This window comes from Haloechinothrix alba, from assembly GCF_900188115.1.
Lineage (GTDB): Bacteria > Actinomycetota > Actinomycetes > Mycobacteriales > Pseudonocardiaceae > Haloechinothrix > Haloechinothrix alba.
In genome coordinates this window covers 100957-117504 of the sequence record NZ_FZNW01000009.1, presented here as the reverse complement: position 1 = coordinate 117504, position 16548 = coordinate 100957, and the positions used below count along the sequence as shown (strand labels likewise).

Below are 16548 nucleotides of genomic sequence, written 5' to 3'. Positions count from 1 at the left end.
GCCGATACCCGCACCAGCCGCACCGTATCCGGCACGCGGGGCACCGGGACCGAACAGTAGCCTGAACGTGAGCGGCACCACCACGACAGGAGGCATCGGCGTGCACGTGGTCATCATGGGATGCGGACGGGTCGGCGCGTCGCTGGCGAACGCTCTCGAACGGCTCGAGCACAGCGTCTCCGTCATCGACAGGGACCTCGATGCGTTCCGCAGGCTGAGCACGGACTTTCACGGCGACCAGGTCCTCGGCAACGGTTTCAGCAAGGAGACGCTGCGCGAGGCAGGCATCGACAAGGCCGGGGCGTTCGCGGCCGTCTCCAGCGGGGACAACTCCAACATCATCTCGGCGCGGGTGGCCCGCGAGACGTTCCACGTGCCGCACGTGGTGGCCCGTATCTACGACCAGAAACGAGCAGCCGTGTACGAACGGCTGGGCATACCGACGGTGGCGACCGTGCCCTGGACGACGGATCGTTTCCTGCACACGCTCCTCGCGGACGGCGCGGCGCCCGCCTGGCGCGACCCGTCCGGCCAGGTGTCCTTGCTGCAGGTGTGGCCGCACGACTCGTGGGCGGGCCACACGGTCGGCAGGCTGCAGGAGGCCAGCGGCGCCCGGGTGGCGTTCCTGCACCGCTCCACCGCGCCGGTGCTGCCCGACCACGACGAGCGGCTACTCGAAGGCGACTCGGTATACGTCGTCACGGTTTCCGAGCGCTCGCACACGGTCTCGAAGGTCATCGAGCAGGGGCCGGACGCAGGCTCGCGCGGGGAGGTGCGCTGATGTATGTGGTCATCGCCGGGGCAGGTGCCGTCGGGCGGTCGATCGGCAAGGAGCTCGTGGAGGTCGGCCACCATGTCATGCTGCTGGAACGGAGCCCGAAGAACTTCGCCCCGGAGAGCGTGGAGGAGGCCGACTGGGTACTCGGCGACGCCTGCGAGGTCGCCACGCTGGAGGAGTCCGGCCTGCTCGGCTGCGACGTGGTCATCGCTGCGACCGGCGACGACAAGGTCAACCTGGTCATCTCGCTGCTCGCCAAGACCGAGTTCTCCGTCCGCCGCGTGGTGGCCAGGGTCAACGACCCGGACAACGAGTGGCTGTTCGACGACAGCTGGGGCGTCGACGTCGCGGTGTCCACCCCGCGCATGCTCGCGGCCATGGTGGAGGAGGCCGTCGGCGTCGAGGACCTCGTGCGGCTGATGACGTTCCGCCGCGGTCAGGCCAACCTCGTCGAGATCACCCTGCCGCCGGGAAGCGCCCTCGCCGGCCGTTCGGCAGGCGATCTCCCGCTACCGTCCAACACCGCCCTCGTGGCCGTGCTGCGCGGCGACACCGTGATCACACCTCGCGGCGACGAGACCCTCAGCCACGGCGACGAACTGCTCTTCCTGGCCAACGACGAGGCCGAGGACACCATCCGGCAGATGGTCAAGAACCCCGACGGCAAGTAGCGCCTGCCCCGCGACGACGCAGCGCCAGGAGAGGGCGGGCGCCGCGTATCGTCATCACCCCGACTGGGGTGCGAGTCGAAGGACCCCGCCGGTACATATGTGGTACCCACGGAGTCCTCGGGCTCGCCATACGCGGTACCTAGCCCGGGCCGCTGTACTTCTCGCGGAGGCGCTGCTCGATCTCGGCGTCGGTCTCCTCGGTTTCGGTCTCGGCCTCGATCACGCGCAGGCGCTTGGTCGAACGCCGGATGGCCCAGATGGTCACCAGCAGCGCCAGGGCGAACAGCGGGAAGCCCATCGCGATGCGCGCCACCGCGAGCATGCCCGTCTCGTCCTCGAGGTACAGCCAGTTCTGCACCACGAACCGCGCTGCGAAGACCACGGCGAACGACAGAGTGGCGATGTCGTAGGCGTGCAGCGAGGGCTTGTCCGCGCGCCAGGCCCGCCCCGTGCCGTTGAGGAAGTTCCAGATCACGCCGACCAGCGGCCACCGCACAGCGACCGAGACCACGAAGATCGCGCAGTACAGCAGGCTCATCCAGATGCCGTAGAGGAAGAAGCCCCTGGCCTCGCCCGTGCGGTAGGCGATGAAGGCCGCGATGCCGGTGCCGAACAGCCCGGCGACAGCAGGCTGCAGGGTTTCCTTCCGGATCGCGCGGGCCACCCCGATCACGGCGGCCGACCCGACCGCGCTCCAGATCGCGGGGATCAGCCCGAACGCGGAGTTGGCGACCACGAACACCACGATCGGCACCGCCGAGAACAGCATCCCGTACACGCCGCCGAGCTGTTCGAGAAGTGTCTGCTCGCTCAGTGCGCGCCCGGCCCCGCTCCGGTGCTCTTCCGGTTCCGAGGACATCTCGCCTTCGGACTCGTCGTGTGCTCGTTCGGTTGGATCGACCACGATCACCCTGTACTCGTCTGGACCTGTGCTCGTCCGCGCAGGTCGGGTCCGGCTGGTAACGGCGGCGACAGCGTCGTCGCGCCCCGCCGCCGGGTGTCCGGTGACCGCGAACCGCCCGTGCGGACGACCCGGTCACCACCCGGTGACGGACGTTCTCGTCGCGTGTCTCCAGAGTATCTGCCGCGGCCACGGCGGTCCCGCACCGACTCGTCGGTCCGCTAGAGTTCGTGCGAGCACGGCATGCACGCACGTTCGTCCCTGCCCGTCCAGGAGCACCTCATCACCGTCGAGCTCACCCTGCCGTCGAGCACCGCGGCGTTGCTGCCCGGTACCGGCTCGGACGACACCTTCGTCCGCGCCGCCTTCGAGCGGCCGCTGCGCCTGATGGGCATCCGGTTACTCGCCCCGTTCCCGGCACCGGGCGCCGGTATCGTCGAGAACGCCTTCGCAGCGCTGGACGACGCCGCCGAACGGTCGCCGGCTCCACTGATCGTCGGTGGCGTCTCCTTCGGAGCCCACATCGCCGCCGCGTGGTCGTTGCGCAACCCCCGACGCTGTGCCGGGCTGCTGATCGCGCTGCCCGCCTGGTCGGGACAGCCGGACGGTGCGCCCGCGGCCCGTGCCGCCCACCTGTGGGCCACCTGGGTCCGGGAGAACAGCCTGGACAACGCATTGACGCTGGCGACACGCGATGTCCGGCCGTGGCTGGCTCGCGAGCTGCACCGTACGTGGCGCAGGCACGGCGCCGGCCTGGCCGACGGCCTGGACGCGGCCGCGACGCACCCGGCGCCGGAACCGGCCGAGCTGCGCGCGCTCGACGTGCCGGCAGGGATAGCGACCTGCACCGACGACGCGGTGCATCCCACGACCGTCGCGGAGGACTGGGCACGCGCCCTACCCGCCGCCGAGGTACAACGCAGCACGCTCGGCGCGTTGGAACACGGGCGGGACCCGCTCGGGCGGGCGGCGCTGCTGGCACTCCTGCGGGCCGTCTCGCGACGGTGAACGACGTGCCGCGCGGCACGCTCAGCCGCCTTGCTGCCCTCGCCGCTCCGCGATGTGCTGGGCCACCTTCTCCGGCAGCTTGATCGGGAGCGGGTTGCGGACCGGCATCGGCCCCTCCCCGCGCACCACGATCGTGTCCCGCATGAGCTTGCGCAGCGTCTCCGGTGCCCGCTCGGCGAGCTGCCCCGACCCGGCGATCACGCCGCGCAGCATCCAACGCGGCCCGTCCACGCCGACGAAGTGCAGCGAGTTCTTGCCCATCTGCACCGCCAGCTCCGGCCCCCACGGACCCGTTGAGCGCACCACCGTGGCGCCGTCGGTGCGTAGCTGCTGGCCGAGCTCCTCGCTGACATCGGGCCACAGGGCATCGGTACGAGGAGCGGCATAGGCACTGATCGTCACCTGGCCGTGCGGCGTCACCACGTGCACGGCACGTACCTTGCCGCTGGACTGGTCCATCTCGACCTGTATCTGGGCGCCGTCCGGGACGGGAACACGAACGGAGCCGAGGTCCATCCGAGGAATCTCGTCCTCCGGAGCCTCGTCCACGTCGTACGGCCCCTCACGCGGGGCGTCCTGCGGCTCCTCACCACGGCCCTGCCCGGCCTCCGCCTCGACGTCCGCGCCCGCGGCGACCTCCTGGTCCGCGGGCAAGGCATGTCGCCCTCCGCGGGACTTCGCGCCACGACTCCTGCGTCCGAAAATCCCCACTAGCTCACGTCTCCGTTACTCGCGCGCTGCACCATCTCGTCCACCCACCAGTGTCGCTTACCGCGTGGCCGGATCATGCATCGCGACCCGCCTGCCATCCGCCGGTCGAACCGTAGCCCGCGGTTCCCCGAACCGAGTGCTCCAACGTCTCGACCTCGACGAACCGCACCTGCTCCACCCGCTGCACGATCAGCTGCGCGATCCGGTCACCGCGGTTGAGCACAATCGGTTCGACGGGATCGTGGTTGATCAGACAAACCTTGATCTCACCCCGGTAGCCCGCGTCGATCGTGCCCGGGCTGTTGACGATCGACAGTCCCGCCCGAGCCGCGAGGCCCGAACGCGGGTGCACGAAAGCCGCGTAACCGACCGGCAACGCGATCGCGATGCCGGTACCGAGTACCTCCCGCTGACCGGGCGCGAGCACCGCATCGCTCGTCGTCGCGAGATCAGCCCCCGCATCGCCCGGCTGGGCATAGTGCGGAACGGGCATTCCGGGATCGATTCGAGTCAGCGCTACCTGAACAGTGGACACGGCCGATCAGGCTACCCTTGGGACATGGACGAGAGCACAGCAGCTGGCGGAACGGAGCGCGGTGAACGCGGGTCGCCGCGTTACCAGGAACGCCTCTACCTCGCGTGGTGGGCCTGGCCGGTGCCCCTCGTGCTCGGCACCTCTCTGGCGGTGACGATCCATCTCGGCTACCCGGGGCTGCGTGCCTGGCTTCCCTACGTACTCGTCCTCGGCATCGTGACCGCGGCGCTCGTCCTGCTCAGCCGCACCAAGGTCGCCGTCCGGCCCACGGAGTCAGGTGCCGTCCTCCAGGTCGCCGACGCGACGTTGCCGGTGCGCTACATCTCCGGCGTGGACGTCATCGATCGCGCCCACAAGCGAAAGGCGCTCGGCCCCGAGCTCGACCCTGCGGCACACCTCGTCCACCGCGGATGGGTCGGCCCGGTCCTTCGCGTGCACCTGGATGATCCGAACGATCCCACCCCGTACTGGCTGTTCAGCACACGCAGGCCGCGACGGCTCGCCGAGCTGCTTCGCGCCGCCGCGCAGCCCGGCACGCACGCCGGCGATCCCCTGCAGACGGGGCCGGCCTGACGTCCGCTGCCGGTACCGCTACGGGCCGCCTGCCGCGCGCTCGACGCCGTCGTCGCCGCACGCCGCGCCGCGCGGGCGCACGGCCTGCCGTGCCGCACTGTCAGGCACAGTCCTGGCAGATGTTGCGCCCGCCTGCGTCTTCGGCCAGCCGAGTCCTGTGATGCACCAGGAAGCACACCGTACAAGTGAACTCGTCGGACTGTTTCGGAACCACCTTCACCGTGAGGTCCTCGCCGGAAAGGCCGGAGAGGTCCGCACCGGGAAGCTCGAAGTTGTCCGAAGCCGTGGCGTCGTCGTCGACGTCCACCACACCCGATTGAGTCTCGTTGCGACGCGCCTTCAGCTCCTCAAGCGAGTCCTCCGCCACCTCTTCGGCCTCGCTACGGCGCGGTGCGTCGTAGTCGGTCGCCATGTCCTTCACCCCTGCGCTCGACGTCGTGTTCTCGGTCAGGTGGATGCCCGGCGAAGCCGCACATCCACACGTACTCAGCTCGCGTGCGCGCCCGACTCAGCCGCACGCGCACATGTATATGTGCCTGTGTCGCTGGACAACGATCCAGCCCCCCAATTTGTGCCCGGAAACGCCATGAAATTGCCCGCGCCACACTCGGAATCGATCTCGATCAGCGCCCGGAGCGCGGAGAGCGTAGCTCATCCGGAGCCCGCGAGGACAACGACGCGCCCGGTAGTGCAATACAGATCACCCTACTTTTAACTCTGACGGGGCATCCCCCGAGATGGCGGTCGGGTAACGCCTCGATCGCGTGTCCTTGCCCTGTTCAACTCGGCCATGGTGCTATCAAGGACGTAGGTCCCCAGCAGGGAACCCCAGCAGGGAATCCCGGCAGGGCCCGTGACCGGCCTGGACCCCGTCCACCTTCTGGGGGATTTACGGGGCATTCGGGGCCGATCCCTGTAACACCGGGAGTCATCGGTAACGACCTATGATTTGAGAACCCGTGGATCGACAGTGTAAGCGGGGCCAATCCGGAAGGGACTCAGTGAGGTGGCGTCGGGGATCATGTCCAGAGTTCGGCGAGCACGCCCGTACCGCCGGTACCGTCCGGTACCGGCACTGGTCGTGCTCACGCTGCTCGGGCTCGCCTCCGGCTACATCTGGATCTCGGTCCTGACCGGCGACGCCGATATCGACGCGGCCGTCCGGTGCGAGCCACACGCTTCCGAGCTCTCCGGCGAGCAGCTCGAGTCCGTCGGTCACGACGCCCTCGACCACGTCACACCACTACCCCCGGACAAGATCTCGGTGCAGGTCCTCAACGCGGGCAGCGTGCGCGGACAGGCCATGCTCACGACCGACACCCTGCGCAAGCTCGGCTTCACCCAAGCAGAACAGCCCGATAACGATCCGATCTACGCGGACGAGTCCGCCAACTGCCGGGGGCAGCTGCGTTACGGCGGCAACGGCGAGCGCGCGGCTCGCACGCTGAGCCTGCTCGTGCCGTGCTTCGAGCTGGTGCGCGACAGCCGCGAGGACGCGAGCGTGGACCTCGTCATCGGGTCCGGTTTCGGCGACATCCTCGCGCGCCCGGAGGCGCACACTGCCCTCGAGCAGCTCGCGGAGTTCTCGGCTCGCCAGGCGGGTACCGGCGACAACGAGCTGTCCACCGGCCAGGCCGAGCCCGACATCGACGAGGAGCTGCTCAGCGAAGCACGCTCGTCCAGCTGCTGAGGCACCGCAGGCAGCCTCCTGCGGTGCTCATACCCGTCCGGCCCCGCAGGAGACGAGTAGCTCCCGCAGCCCGTTCGCGATCGAGGGGGAGGCGGCGAGGGTGGCGTCGGCGCCGAGTGCGGTGTCCGCGCCCGGCGGGCTGACGAGTGCACCCGCCTCCCTGGCGATCAGCGCGCCGGCAGCCCAGTCCCACGGCGAGAGCCCGTGCTCGTAGTAGGCATCCACCCAGCCGGCGGCCACCGCGCACAGGTCGAGCGCCGCGGATCCGGAACGCCGGATGTCCCGCACGCTGCCGAGCACGGCGTTGACCAGCTCGGCCTGCCGTGTACGGCGCCGCGCATCGTAGGCGAAGCCCGTCGCCAGCAACGTGAGCTCGATCCGCTTCGGCTCGGACACCCGCAGCGGAGTGTCCCCCAACCACGCACCGTGCCCCTTGCCCGCCTTCCAGCACCGCCCGCTGACGGGTTCGACCACGGCCCCGGCCACCGACTCCCCGCCGACCCGCGCGGCCACGGACACCGCGTACGCCGGGTAGCCGTAGAGAAAGTTGACCGTCCCGTCGATGGGGTCGACCACCCAAGTCACACCGTCCTCGGAGTCGGCAGCCGGGTCGGGTGCCCGCACGCCGGTGCCCGTGTCCTCCTCGCCGAGCATCGCCTCGCCAGGCCGCAACCGCGCGAGCCGGTCGCGGATGCACGCCTCCGACTCGCGGTCGACAGCGGTCACCACGTCGGTCTCGCTGGACTTGGTGCCCACCTCCACCGTCCGCCCGGCCGCCATGTCCAGGCGTGCCGCTCGCACGAGCTCCGCGGCCTCGGAGGCGACACGCACGGCCACTTCGGTCAACGCGAGGTAGTCGGTCGTCACCTCGTCATGGGATCACAGCGGCACGGGCTCGCGCTCACGTGCCCTCGGCCCGGCCACCCGTGGCTGTGGCGGCGACCACGCGTGTGGCCTCTAGAGTGAGCTATATCCACCACCGAGGGCGAACGCACGTCGAAGGGACATACCGCATGACCGAACTCACATTCGGAATCGACATCGGTGGCAGTGGTGTCAAGGGGGCACTCGTCGACCTCGGCGCCGGTACACTGCACGGCGACAAGTTACGGATGCCGACGCCGCAGCCCTCCACTCCGGAAGCGGTCGCCGAGGTCGTCACCGACGTCGTGCAGGCACTGGACTGGGACGGACCCGTCGGGGTCACCTTCCCCGGGGTCGTGATCGATGGTGTGGTGCACACTGCGCCGAACGTCGACGACTCCTGGATCGGCACGGATGCGCGCGAGCTGTTCGCCAAACACCTCGGCAAGGAAACCGCGGACGTCACGGTGCTCAATGACGCCGATGCGGCGGGTATCGCGGAGGTGCGGTTCGGCGACCGGCGCGGGCGCAAGGGCTGCGTGCTGGTGCTGACCTTCGGCACGGGGATCGGCAGCGCCCTGTTCGTCGACGGCAGGCTGGTACCCAATACGGAGTTCGGGCACATCGAGGTCGACGGCCAGATCGGCGAGCACGGCGCGGCCGCATCCGTTCGCGAGTCCGCTCAGCTGAGCTACCCGGAATGGGCCGGGCGCGTGTCGCGTTACCTCAGTGTGCTGGAACGGTCGATCTGGCCGGAACTGATCATACTGGGCGGCGGCGTGAGCCAGGACGCCGAGGACTGGGTTCCGCTGCTCGAGACACGCACGCCGCTGTCGGTGGCCTCGCTGCAGAACACGGCGGGGATCGTGGGCGCGGCGACCGCGGCGGCCGAGGAACGCGGCGGGTAGCAGCCTCCTGCTCCGCGGCCTGCTCCGCGACTTGCTCCGTGACACTGCCGGCCGGACTACCGTGGCCGCCGCTCCATGACCTGGTGCGCGCGGTGGAGCGTACAGTGGAGGGCGGTGGGAACGCCCCCACGTGCCCGGTCTATCGGCTGCGCCACTGTCGGTGCGTACCGGCCGGGAGGTGATCGTGGGGTAGCATCCTCGCCTACGAACGCGCAGTAAGCCACGATCGCTTCGCCGGCTTGCTGAACATCGCCGTTACAATGGAACAAGTCCGCGCTTCCCAGTTACCACAGCTGAGGGCCGGAGGGTCATTCCCGAACTTGAGGCAGCCGGGATGCAGTCGTCTCGGCGTAAGTGATCAGGAACCTGCGAAAGGGCGTACGTGGCAGCCGCAAAGACCGCAACGCGACGCGGGACCAAGACTTCGAGCGTTGACGAGACCGCCGACCCCGCGTCGGATGTCACGGATGCAGAGTCCACCGACGTAGCCGAGCCCGCCACCACGGGTGAGACGACGGCATCGGCGGGGGATACGGCGGGTAACGCGAAGTCCCGCGCCAAGGACGATGACGAGCCCGTCCTCGAGGACGACGTGGACCTCGGCGAGATCGAGGACGAAGCGTCCGAGATCGCGGACCTGGACAGCGTCGAGGTCGATGTCGTCGACGCGACGGTGACCGAGGAGGACGAGGAGACCGAGGAGTCCGCCGAGGCCAAGGCGCAGGCGGCCAAGGCCAAGGGCGAGCCGGACTTCATCTGGGACGAGGAGGAGTCCGAGGCGCTCCGGCAGGCCCGCAAGGATGCCGAGCTGACGGCCTCTGCCGACTCGGTTCGGGCCTACCTCAAGCAGATCGGTAAGGTCGCCCTGCTCAACGCCGCCGAAGAGGTGGAGCTGGCCAAGCGCATCGAGGCGGGCCTCTACGCCGCCGAGCGGGTCCGCGCCGCCGAGGAGGACGGCGAGCAGCTCGCCACCCAGATGCGCCGCGACCTGAAGTGGATCGTGCGCGACGGTGAGCGCGCCAAGAGCCACCTCCTGGAGGCCAACCTCAGGCTGGTGGTGTCGCTGGCCAAGCGCTACACCGGTCGCGGCATGGCCTTCCTCGACCTGATCCAGGAGGGCAACCTGGGTCTGATCCGCGCGGTGGAGAAGTTCGACTACACCAAGGGCTACAAGTTCTCCACCTACGCCACCTGGTGGATCCGTCAGGCGATCACCAGGGCGATGGCCGACCAGGCTCGCACCATCCGTATCCCGGTGCACATGGTCGAGGTCATCAACAAGCTCGGCCGTATCCAGCGCGAGCTCCTGCAGGACCTCGGGCGCGAGCCCACTCCGGAGGAGCTTGCCAAGGAGATGGACATCTCCCCGGAGAAGGTCCTGGAGATCCAGCAGTACGCCCGGGAACCGATCTCGCTGGACCAGACCATCGGGGACGAGGGCGACTCCCAGCTCGGCGACTTCATCGAGGACTCCGAAGCCGTGGTCGCCGTGGACGCGGTGTCGTTCACGCTGCTGCAGGACCAGCTCCAGTCGGTGTTGCAGACCTTGTCCGAGCGTGAGGCAGGCGTGGTACGCCTGCGGTTCGGCCTCACCGACGGGCAGCCCCGCACCCTCGACGAGATCGGCCAGGTGTACGGCGTCACGCGCGAGCGCATCAGGCAGATCGAGTCCAAGACGATGTCCAAGCTCCGCCACCCGTCCCGGTCGCAGGTGCTGCGCGACTACCTGGACTGAGTTCGGTCGAAGCGCGGCGGTACCGGTCCCGGCCGGTACCGCCGCGCTCTGCCGTCCGGCTTACCAGTCCGGGCGAAGCGGCATCCCGGAGCGCGCGTCGTCCAGCCGCACGCCGATCACCTGGTGCAGCTGGATGTTGTTGCGCTCGAAGCCCAGCCGCGACGCGTTCAGGTACAGGCGCCAGGTTCGCGCCCGCTCGACACCGACCTCGGCGACCGCGTCGTCCCAGTGGGCGTCGAGGTTGCTCGCCCACGCGCTGAGCGTGCGCGCGTAGTGCTCCCGGAAGTTCTCCTCGTGCCGCACCTCGAAGCCGCGGTCGTGCATCGTCGAGATGATGTATCCGGGGCTGAGCAGCTCGCCGTCCGGGAAGATGTAGCGGTTGAAGAACCCTCGAACCCGGGACGGCCGCGAGTTGTCCGCGCGCGTGATGCAGTGGTTGAGCAGCCTGCCACCCGGCCGCAGCTTGGCGTAGAGCTCGTCGAAGTAATTTCCGAGCTGTGCCTTGCCGATGTGCTCGGTCAGGCCGATCGAGCTGATGGCGTCGAACTCGTCCTCGGTGACCGAACGGTAGTCGAGGTGGCGTACCTCGGCCAGGTCGCCGAGCCCTTCCGCGGCGATCTGCTTCTGCGCCCACTCCGCCTGCATCCGGGACAGCGTCACGCCCAGCGCCCGCACCCCGTAGCGCCTGGCGGCGTGTATCACCATGCCGCCCCAGCCACATCCCACGTCCAGAAGGCGCATCCCCGGGGTGAGGCCGAGCTTGCGGGCGACCAGGTCGTGCTTTTCGAACTGCGCGTCCTCCAGGCTCGCGTCCTCGGCCGGGTAGACCGCGCAGGTGTAGGTCATCGACGGCCCGAGAATCCACTCGTAGAAGCGATTCGACACGTCGTAGTGATGCGCGATCGCGGCCTGGTCCCGTGCCCGCGAGTGCCTGAAACCGTGCACACGCGCCTCGACCTGCGGGCGCTTGGCAGGCCACCGCGCGAGCGACCATGCCAGCTGCGCGGCGACACGGGCCCGCAGCGCCGGGGACAGCCGCCCGAAAGCGACGTTCTGCAGCCGCAGCAACGCCGTGTACAGGTCCCCGACCACGTCGAGACATCCGGTGATGTACGCACGACTGAGCCCGAGCTCGCCGGGCGCGGAAGCCAGGTACGACACCGCGAGTGGGGAGCGCACCTCGATCGCGACCGACGCCGACCGCGGTCCGGCGCGACTCCCGTCATAGGCGCGGAACTCCACGTCGGCGCCCTCCCCCACCATGCGCATGAACACATCGGCCAGACGCATCGGAACGCTCCCTTCGTCACCTCTGCCCTATTCGCGTATCGCACGACCCACCGACCGAGCACGCCGCCTGCGCGGCTCCCGTGCGGGACGGTCGCGCCGCATCGGGTCGTGAATAGTACTCCTAACGCTCCCGCACGCACTTCTCGTAGAGATCCGGCAGTCGCCGTTCGGGATCGTATGCGCGTTTGAGCTTCCCGTAGTCATACCCGTTGTACAGCTCCCAGAACTCGGATTCGTCGAAAAACGACGTCGAGTACAACGACTTGTGTCCGCCGAGCTCGACCACTGCCCGCTCGATCTTCCGGTTCGCCGTACCGTGCTGCGCTCCGTCCGGCGCGGGCACCGTCGACCAGAACCCGACGTTGACGTAGAGCGTCTCCGGATCGAGCGGGTACAGGGTCCACCGAACCGGATGGCGCTGCCGCAACGGGCAGACCCAGATCGGGCTGATACCGATCTCGCGATGGAAGAAGTCGAGGAACTCCGCGACCCTGTCGACAGGCACCTCGACGTCCTGGATGACCGGCTCCCGAGGCGGCGCGCCGCGCGCGGCCCTGACCCGGTCGCTGAGCCCGTGCCTGCGGTCGAAGGCGACGATCGAGCGGTAGACGTCCGACCGCAGGTAGCGGCGCGGCCACACGGCACGGATCAGCGGGTTCTGCGCGCCGAGCGCGCGGGAACACCAGAACCAGTCGGTGTCCCAGCGCCACAGGTAGTCGTGCACGCTGAGCGTGTCGGTGGCTCTCCCGCGCAGCGAGCGGTAGAAGACCCGTGCACCCGTATAGTCGCTGAGCTCTCCTGTCGCGTCGGTGAACGAACCGAGCGTGAGGTAGTGCTCGCCGCGGCTGAACACGGTGCCGTCCACGAAGTCGACGGGCAGCCCCTCGTAGCGCCCGTCCTCGCACGCCGTGCGCATCGCCGATACATAGCCGGGTGTGTCCGGGAAGTGCAGGTGCCGCAGCAGCACAGCCGGGCGCACCGGTTCAAGGGCCAGCCGGACCCGCAGCACGTATCCCAGCGTTCCGTACGAGTTCGGGAACCCGTGGAACAGCGCGCTGTGCTCGTTGTCCGGCCTCGCTCGCACCACCCGCCCGTCACCGGTGAGGATCTCCATCTCCTGCGCCGCCTCGTGTGGCAGGCCGTTGCGGAGCGAGGTCGACTCGATTCCCAACCCGGCGATGGCCCCACCCACGGTGATCGTCTTCAGCTGGGGAACGACCGACGGCATCAAGCCGTGCGGCAGTGTCGCGTCCACAAGGTCCTCGTAGGTGGTCATCCCCCCGACCTCGGCCGTTCGTCCCGCAGCATCGATCTCGAGGACGTTGCCGAAGCCGCGCACGTCGAGCGAGTCACCCGAGTGGTCCGGGCGGAACCGGAACAGGTTGGACGTCGGCTTGTCCAGCCGCACGGGAACACCCGGCGGCACCTCGGCGTACCGGGCCCGAAGCGCCGCCACCGCACGGTCGTAGGCCGCGTACCCGGTCGCGGGCGCCTCATCGCCGACAGGCCGATCCCGAAGCATGCTCATACCTACCGATGGTAAGCGGAATTACCGTGTCTGTCCGGCTACGGCGGCTCTTCCGGCGACCGCGCACCGCGCCGGGGTCCCTCCCCGGACCGTAGAGCCACGCCGAAGACCACCGCGAGGATGCCGATCATCTCGGCGGTCGTGGGCACCTGCCCGAGCGCCAAGAACCCCACGATCGCCGCCGTCGCCGGCAGCAGCGCCAGCAGTAGCGCGAACCGGGCGCGGCCGACCTTGCCGAGGACGATCTGGTCCAGCGTGTAGGGAACCACGGTGGACAGCACCCCTACGCCCACGCCGAGCAGCAGCAGCCACGCCGAGCCCCATACCGGGCCGGTGCCGATCGCGAGCGGGGACAGCAGAACGCTGGCCACGACGAACCCGACTGCCAGGCTGTCGAAGCCCGACACGCCGGTGTCGGCGAGGGCGACGCGCTTGCCGAGCAGGATGTAGCCCGCCCAGGCCATCGCGGCCAGCAGCGCGAACAGCACGCCGAGCGGGCTGCCCGCCAGCTGCACGTCGGCGATGAGCAGGACCCCGAAGGCCACGGACAGCAGCGCGAGCAGGTCGCGTTTACCCCGCGAGCCGATGGCGGCCACGGCCACGGGGCCCACGAACTCCAGCGCGACCGCCGTTCCGAGCGGCAGGCGCGCGATGGCCTCGTAGAACACCACGTTCATGCCCGCTGTGACGACCCCGAACGTCCCTGCGAGCAGCAGTGCCTTGCCGCGCCAGGCCCGCTTGGGCGGTCGCCGCCACGCCAGCAGGACCAGCGCCGCACCGAGGCAGCGCATCCACGCCACGCCCGAGGGGGTGGCGTGGTCGAACAACCCCACCGCCAGCGCCGCACCGAGGTACATGGAAATTCCGCTGAGAACGAACAGTGCGGGCGCCGGAAGGCCGGCCAGCCGCGTTCGGGTACGTAGTTCAGGCACGTCATTCATCCTGCAGCAGCACCCGTTGCGGTCTCCTACTGGCCTGCCGACCTGCAAGAACGATGATCTCGTCCCACGAAGTGGGAGCGTTGCCTGCCTGCGGGCGCCGCGAGGCGTGATACAACTCGCACATGGGCGGGAACATTTGCGCCAGGCAGATCGTCTGCAACAGTAGAGGCAGCGGCCATGCACGGTCGGCGGGCAGCGGGCCCGTCGGAAGCCGTGGTGGACGCCGCACGATCGAAGGCATCGACACTCCAGGATGCCGGGACGGAGGGAGACTCCCATGACGACCACGCTCACCCGCCCCGAACTCACAGCCGCTGACCGCTGCGACCGGTGCAGTGCGGCTGCCAAGATCCGAGCAGTACTCCCGGCCGGTGGAGAGCTTCTCTTCTGCGGTCACCATGCCCGCGAGCACAAGGCCAAGCTCGCCGAACTCGATGCCGAGATCCAGCAGGACGACGACTCCCTGCTGACCTGACGCACTCGCGAACGAGCCGAGGGGTCCCTTCGGTGCCTGTGGTGCCCTGAAGGGGCCCCTCGGCTCGTCAGGATCACCTCACCAGGAGCGCAGGGTCGCGATCCGCTCCTCCAGCTGCTCGACGGTCGCCATCGCGGTCGGCGGGCCACCGCAGGTCTTGCGCAACTCGTTGTGGATCGCCGCGTGCGGCTTGCGCGTGCGGTGGTGGTACATCCCCACCAGCGCGTTCAGTTCCTTGCGTAACGCGGTACGCCGCTCCGTCACGCTGGCGTTGCCACTCGCACGGTGCGCCGCGCCCTGGGACTCGGACCCGCCCGCCGAGCCGTCCCGAGCCGCAGCGTCCCGCGACCTGTTCTCCAGCTGCTCCTCTTGCCGTTTACGCAGCAGGGCACGGACCTGGTCCGGTTCGAGGAGACCGGGCAGCCCCAGGTAGTCCTGCTCCTCCTCGGTCTGCGCCAGCGCGGCGGTGCCGAACGAGTCACCGTCATAGATGACCTGATCCAGTTCCGCGGAGGCACGCAACGACGTGAACGGCTTCTCTTCCTCGGTCTGCTCGTCCTTGGTCCTGTTGGCGTCGGCGAGCAGCTCGTCGTCGAGCCCGTCCTTCTCGCGGTCCGGCTTGCCGAGCACGTGGTCTCGCTGAGCCTCCAGCTCGCTGGCCAGCTCGAGCAGGACAGGAACGCTCGGCAGGAACACGCTCGCGGTCTCGCCTTCCTGACGCGACCGCACGAACCGGCCGATCACCTGCGCGAAGAACAGGGGCGTCGAGGCGCTCGTCGCGTACACACCGACAGCGAGCCGCGGCACGTCCACGCCTTCGGACACCATGCGCACCGCCACCATCCAGCGGTCGGTGGACTCGGCGAACTCCCCGATCCGCTTGCTCGAGCCCGGATCGTCGGACAGCACCACGGTGGGTTGCTCACCGGTGATGCCGTGCAGGATCTTGGCGTACGCGCGGGCGGACTCCTGGTCCGAGGCGACCACGAGGCCACCGGCGTCGGGTACCCCGCCGTCGCGCAGCTGCTGCAGTCGCACGTCCGCGGAGTGCAGCACCGAGGGAATCCACTCGCCTGCCGGGTCCAGCGCGGTGCGCCAGGCACGCGCGGTCTGCTCCGCGGTCAGCGGCTCGCCGAGCCGCGCGGTGAACTCGTCACCCGCGCTGGTACGCCACGAGGCCTCCCCCGAGTAGGCCAGGAACACCACCGGCCGCACCACCCCGTCGGCCAGCGCGTCCGAGTAGCCGTAGGAGTAGTCGGCCGCGCTGCGCCAGCTACCGTCGGGGTCCTCGGCATAGGTCACGAACGGGATGGGCGAGTCATCGCTGCGAAACGGCGTACCGGTCAGCCCGAGCCTGCGGGTCGCGGGCGTGAACGCCTCCTGCACGGCATCGCCCCACGACTTGGCGTCCCCTGCGTGGTGGATCTCGTCAAGGACGACCAGTGTCTTGCGGCGCTCGGTGCGCACCCTGTGCAAGGTGGGATGCGCCGCGACCTGCGCGTAGGTCATCGCGACCCCGCGATAGTCCGCCGAGGTCGTGCCTGCCGCGTTGCTGAAGTTCGAGTCGATCGGAATCCCGGCCAGGTTCGCGGCCTCGGCCCACTGGTGCTTGAGGTGTTCGGTCGGCGTTACCACCGTGATCTGGTCGACAGTGCGATCGGACAGCAGCTCGGCAGCCACCCGCAGGGCGAACACCGTCTTACCGGCACCGGGCGTTGCCACCGCGAGGAAGTCGCGTGGCCTGCTCCTCAGGTACTGCGTCAACGCCCTGCGCTGCCAGGTCCGCAGCGGCTTGGCGGTAGCGTCGTCCATGCGTTCGGGCGCCGTCACGGTATCGTCCGACACGGTAAGAGCCAGCTCCTCTCCCCGGCTGCACACGAAAGCCCTCACCGAACTCCGTGCCTGCCCCTCTCGACTCGGCACTGGTGTCGGTCCGTTGG

At 69.2% G+C, this 16548-nt stretch carries 17 protein-coding genes; 8 read left to right on the top strand and 9 right to left on the bottom strand.

The window, feature by feature from the left end; all coding sequences use genetic code 11:
• The first annotated feature begins 100 nt into the window (after positions 1-100).
• Together CHB84_RS10480 and CHB84_RS10475 are read left to right on the top strand one after the other, a co-directional pair.
• The gene (locus CHB84_RS10480) at positions 101-781 is read left to right on the top strand and encodes a potassium channel family protein (protein ID WP_089301436.1); all 681 of its coding nucleotides are present in this window, start codon (positions 101-103) and stop codon (positions 779-781) included.
• The gene (locus tag CHB84_RS10475; RefSeq protein ID WP_089301356.1) at positions 781-1449 is read left to right on the top strand and encodes a potassium channel family protein; all 669 of its coding nucleotides are present in this window, start codon (positions 781-783) and stop codon (positions 1447-1449) included. Before CHB84_RS10480 ends, CHB84_RS10475 begins: the two co-directional genes overlap by 1 nt.
• A gap of 139 nt (positions 1450-1588) precedes the next feature.
• Here the strand turns inward: CHB84_RS10475 and CHB84_RS10470 are convergent, their stop codons facing one another.
• A complete protein-coding gene (locus CHB84_RS10470) occupies positions 1589-2308 on the bottom strand; it encodes a DUF3159 domain-containing protein (RefSeq protein WP_089301435.1) in 720 nt (239 codons plus the stop codon).
• 285 nt (positions 2309-2593) lie between these two features.
• On the opposite strand from CHB84_RS10470, the gene CHB84_RS10465 reads away from it, so the two are divergent.
• On the top strand, positions 2594-3358 hold the full coding sequence (locus tag CHB84_RS10465) for a serine aminopeptidase domain-containing protein (protein WP_141134639.1): 765 nt from the start codon (positions 2594-2596) through the stop codon (positions 3356-3358).
• Positions 3359-3379: 21 nt separating this feature from the next.
• Here the strand turns inward: CHB84_RS10465 and CHB84_RS10460 are convergent, their stop codons facing one another.
• Positions 3380-4069, bottom strand: a complete 690-nt coding sequence (locus CHB84_RS10460) for a DUF3710 domain-containing protein (protein ID WP_089301355.1) — start codon at positions 4067-4069, stop codon at positions 3380-3382.
• A 73-nt stretch (positions 4070-4142) separates the two neighbouring features.
• Positions 4143-4604, bottom strand: a complete 462-nt coding sequence (dut, locus tag CHB84_RS10455) for a dUTP diphosphatase (RefSeq protein WP_089301354.1) — start codon at positions 4602-4604, stop codon at positions 4143-4145.
• A 24-nt stretch (positions 4605-4628) separates the two neighbouring features.
• Here dut and CHB84_RS10450 point away from each other — a divergent pair, with 24 nt between their 5' ends.
• Positions 4629-5177, top strand: a complete 549-nt coding sequence (locus CHB84_RS10450; RefSeq protein WP_089301353.1) for a DUF3093 domain-containing protein — start codon at positions 4629-4631, stop codon at positions 5175-5177.
• A gap of 100 nt (positions 5178-5277) precedes the next feature.
• On the opposite strand, the gene CHB84_RS10445 is transcribed toward CHB84_RS10450, so the two are convergent.
• Positions 5278-5589, bottom strand: coding sequence for a DUF4193 domain-containing protein (locus CHB84_RS10445; protein WP_089301433.1), 312 nt, complete (start codon positions 5587-5589; stop codon positions 5278-5280).
• Positions 5590-6198: 609 nt separating this feature from the next.
• Here CHB84_RS10445 and cei point away from each other — a divergent pair.
• The gene (gene cei, locus CHB84_RS10440; protein WP_089301352.1) at positions 6199-6867 is read left to right on the top strand and encodes an envelope integrity protein Cei; all 669 of its coding nucleotides are present in this window, start codon (positions 6199-6201) and stop codon (positions 6865-6867) included.
• Between the two features lie 27 nt (positions 6868-6894).
• On the opposite strand, the gene CHB84_RS10435 is transcribed toward cei, so the two are convergent.
• The gene (locus tag CHB84_RS10435; RefSeq protein WP_245818664.1) at positions 6895-7734 is read right to left on the bottom strand and encodes an inositol monophosphatase family protein; all 840 of its coding nucleotides are present in this window, start codon (positions 7732-7734) and stop codon (positions 6895-6897) included.
• A gap of 146 nt (positions 7735-7880) precedes the next feature.
• Here CHB84_RS10435 and ppgK point away from each other — a divergent pair, with 146 nt between their 5' ends.
• Positions 7881-8639, top strand: coding sequence for a polyphosphate--glucose phosphotransferase (gene ppgK / locus CHB84_RS10430; protein ID WP_089301351.1), 759 nt, complete (start codon positions 7881-7883; stop codon positions 8637-8639).
• A 382-nt stretch (positions 8640-9021) separates the two neighbouring features.
• Positions 9022-10374, top strand: a complete 1353-nt coding sequence (locus tag CHB84_RS10425) for an RNA polymerase sigma factor (protein WP_089301350.1) — start codon at positions 9022-9024, stop codon at positions 10372-10374.
• Positions 10375-10434: 60 nt separating this feature from the next.
• Here CHB84_RS10425 and CHB84_RS10420 read toward each other — a convergent pair whose 3' ends face one another.
• The 3 genes from CHB84_RS10420 to CHB84_RS10410 form a co-directional block, all read right to left on the bottom strand.
• Positions 10435-11664 carry an SAM-dependent methyltransferase gene (locus tag CHB84_RS10420; protein WP_089301349.1) on the bottom strand — a complete coding sequence of 410 codons (1230 nt, stop codon included), beginning with the start codon at positions 11662-11664 and terminating at the stop codon, positions 10435-10437.
• Between the two features lie 121 nt (positions 11665-11785).
• A complete protein-coding gene (locus tag CHB84_RS10415; RefSeq protein WP_425432295.1) occupies positions 11786-13192 on the bottom strand; it encodes an FAD-binding oxidoreductase in 1407 nt (468 codons plus the stop codon).
• 38 nt (positions 13193-13230) lie between these two features.
• Positions 13231-14049, bottom strand: a complete 819-nt coding sequence (locus tag CHB84_RS10410) for an EamA family transporter (RefSeq protein WP_089301348.1) — start codon at positions 14047-14049, stop codon at positions 13231-13233.
• Positions 14050-14410: 361 nt separating this feature from the next.
• Here CHB84_RS10410 and CHB84_RS10405 point away from each other — a divergent pair, with 361 nt between their 5' ends.
• A complete protein-coding gene (locus CHB84_RS10405) occupies positions 14411-14608 on the top strand; it encodes a DUF7455 domain-containing protein (protein WP_089301347.1) in 198 nt (65 codons plus the stop codon).
• A 78-nt stretch (positions 14609-14686) separates the two neighbouring features.
• Here the strand turns inward: CHB84_RS10405 and CHB84_RS10400 are convergent, their stop codons facing one another.
• Positions 14687-16420, bottom strand: a complete 1734-nt coding sequence (locus CHB84_RS10400) for a DEAD/DEAH box helicase (RefSeq protein ID WP_089301430.1) — start codon at positions 16418-16420, stop codon at positions 14687-14689.
• Between the last annotated feature and the right edge of the window lie 128 nt (positions 16421-16548).

Bases quoted from the DNA above. Each gene is read 5' to 3' on its own strand.
- CHB84_RS10475 (WP_089301356.1), top strand. From the start codon at position 781: ATGTATGTGGTCATCGCCGGGGCAGGTGCCGTCGGGCGGTCGATCGGC.
- CHB84_RS10450 (WP_089301353.1), top strand. From the start codon at position 4,629: ATGGACGAGAGCACAGCAGCTGGCGGAACGGAGCGCGGTGAACGCGGG.
- CHB84_RS10445 (WP_089301433.1), bottom strand. From the start codon at position 5,589: ATGGCGACCGACTACGACGCACCGCGCCGTAGCGAGGCCGAAGAGGTG.
- CHB84_RS10465 (WP_141134639.1), top strand. From the start codon at position 2,594: ATGCACGCACGTTCGTCCCTGCCCGTCCAGGAGCACCTCATCACCGTC.
- ppgK (WP_089301351.1), top strand. From the start codon at position 7,881: ATGACCGAACTCACATTCGGAATCGACATCGGTGGCAGTGGTGTCAAG.
- CHB84_RS10405 (WP_089301347.1), top strand. From the start codon at position 14,411: ATGACGACCACGCTCACCCGCCCCGAACTCACAGCCGCTGACCGCTGC.
- CHB84_RS10420 (WP_089301349.1), bottom strand. From the start codon at position 11,664: ATGCGTCTGGCCGATGTGTTCATGCGCATGGTGGGGGAGGGCGCCGAC.
- CHB84_RS10410 (WP_089301348.1), bottom strand. From the start codon at position 14,049: ATGTACCTCGGTGCGGCGCTGGCGGTGGGGTTGTTCGACCACGCCACC.
- CHB84_RS10415 (WP_425432295.1), bottom strand. From the start codon at position 13,192: ATGAGCATGCTTCGGGATCGGCCTGTCGGCGATGAGGCGCCCGCGACC.
- CHB84_RS10400 (WP_089301430.1), bottom strand. From the start codon at position 16,420: ATGGACGACGCTACCGCCAAGCCGCTGCGGACCTGGCAGCGCAGGGCG.
- cei (WP_089301352.1), top strand. From the start codon at position 6,199: ATGTCCAGAGTTCGGCGAGCACGCCCGTACCGCCGGTACCGTCCGGTA.
- CHB84_RS10470 (WP_089301435.1), bottom strand. From the start codon at position 2,308: ATGTCCTCGGAACCGGAAGAGCACCGGAGCGGGGCCGGGCGCGCACTG.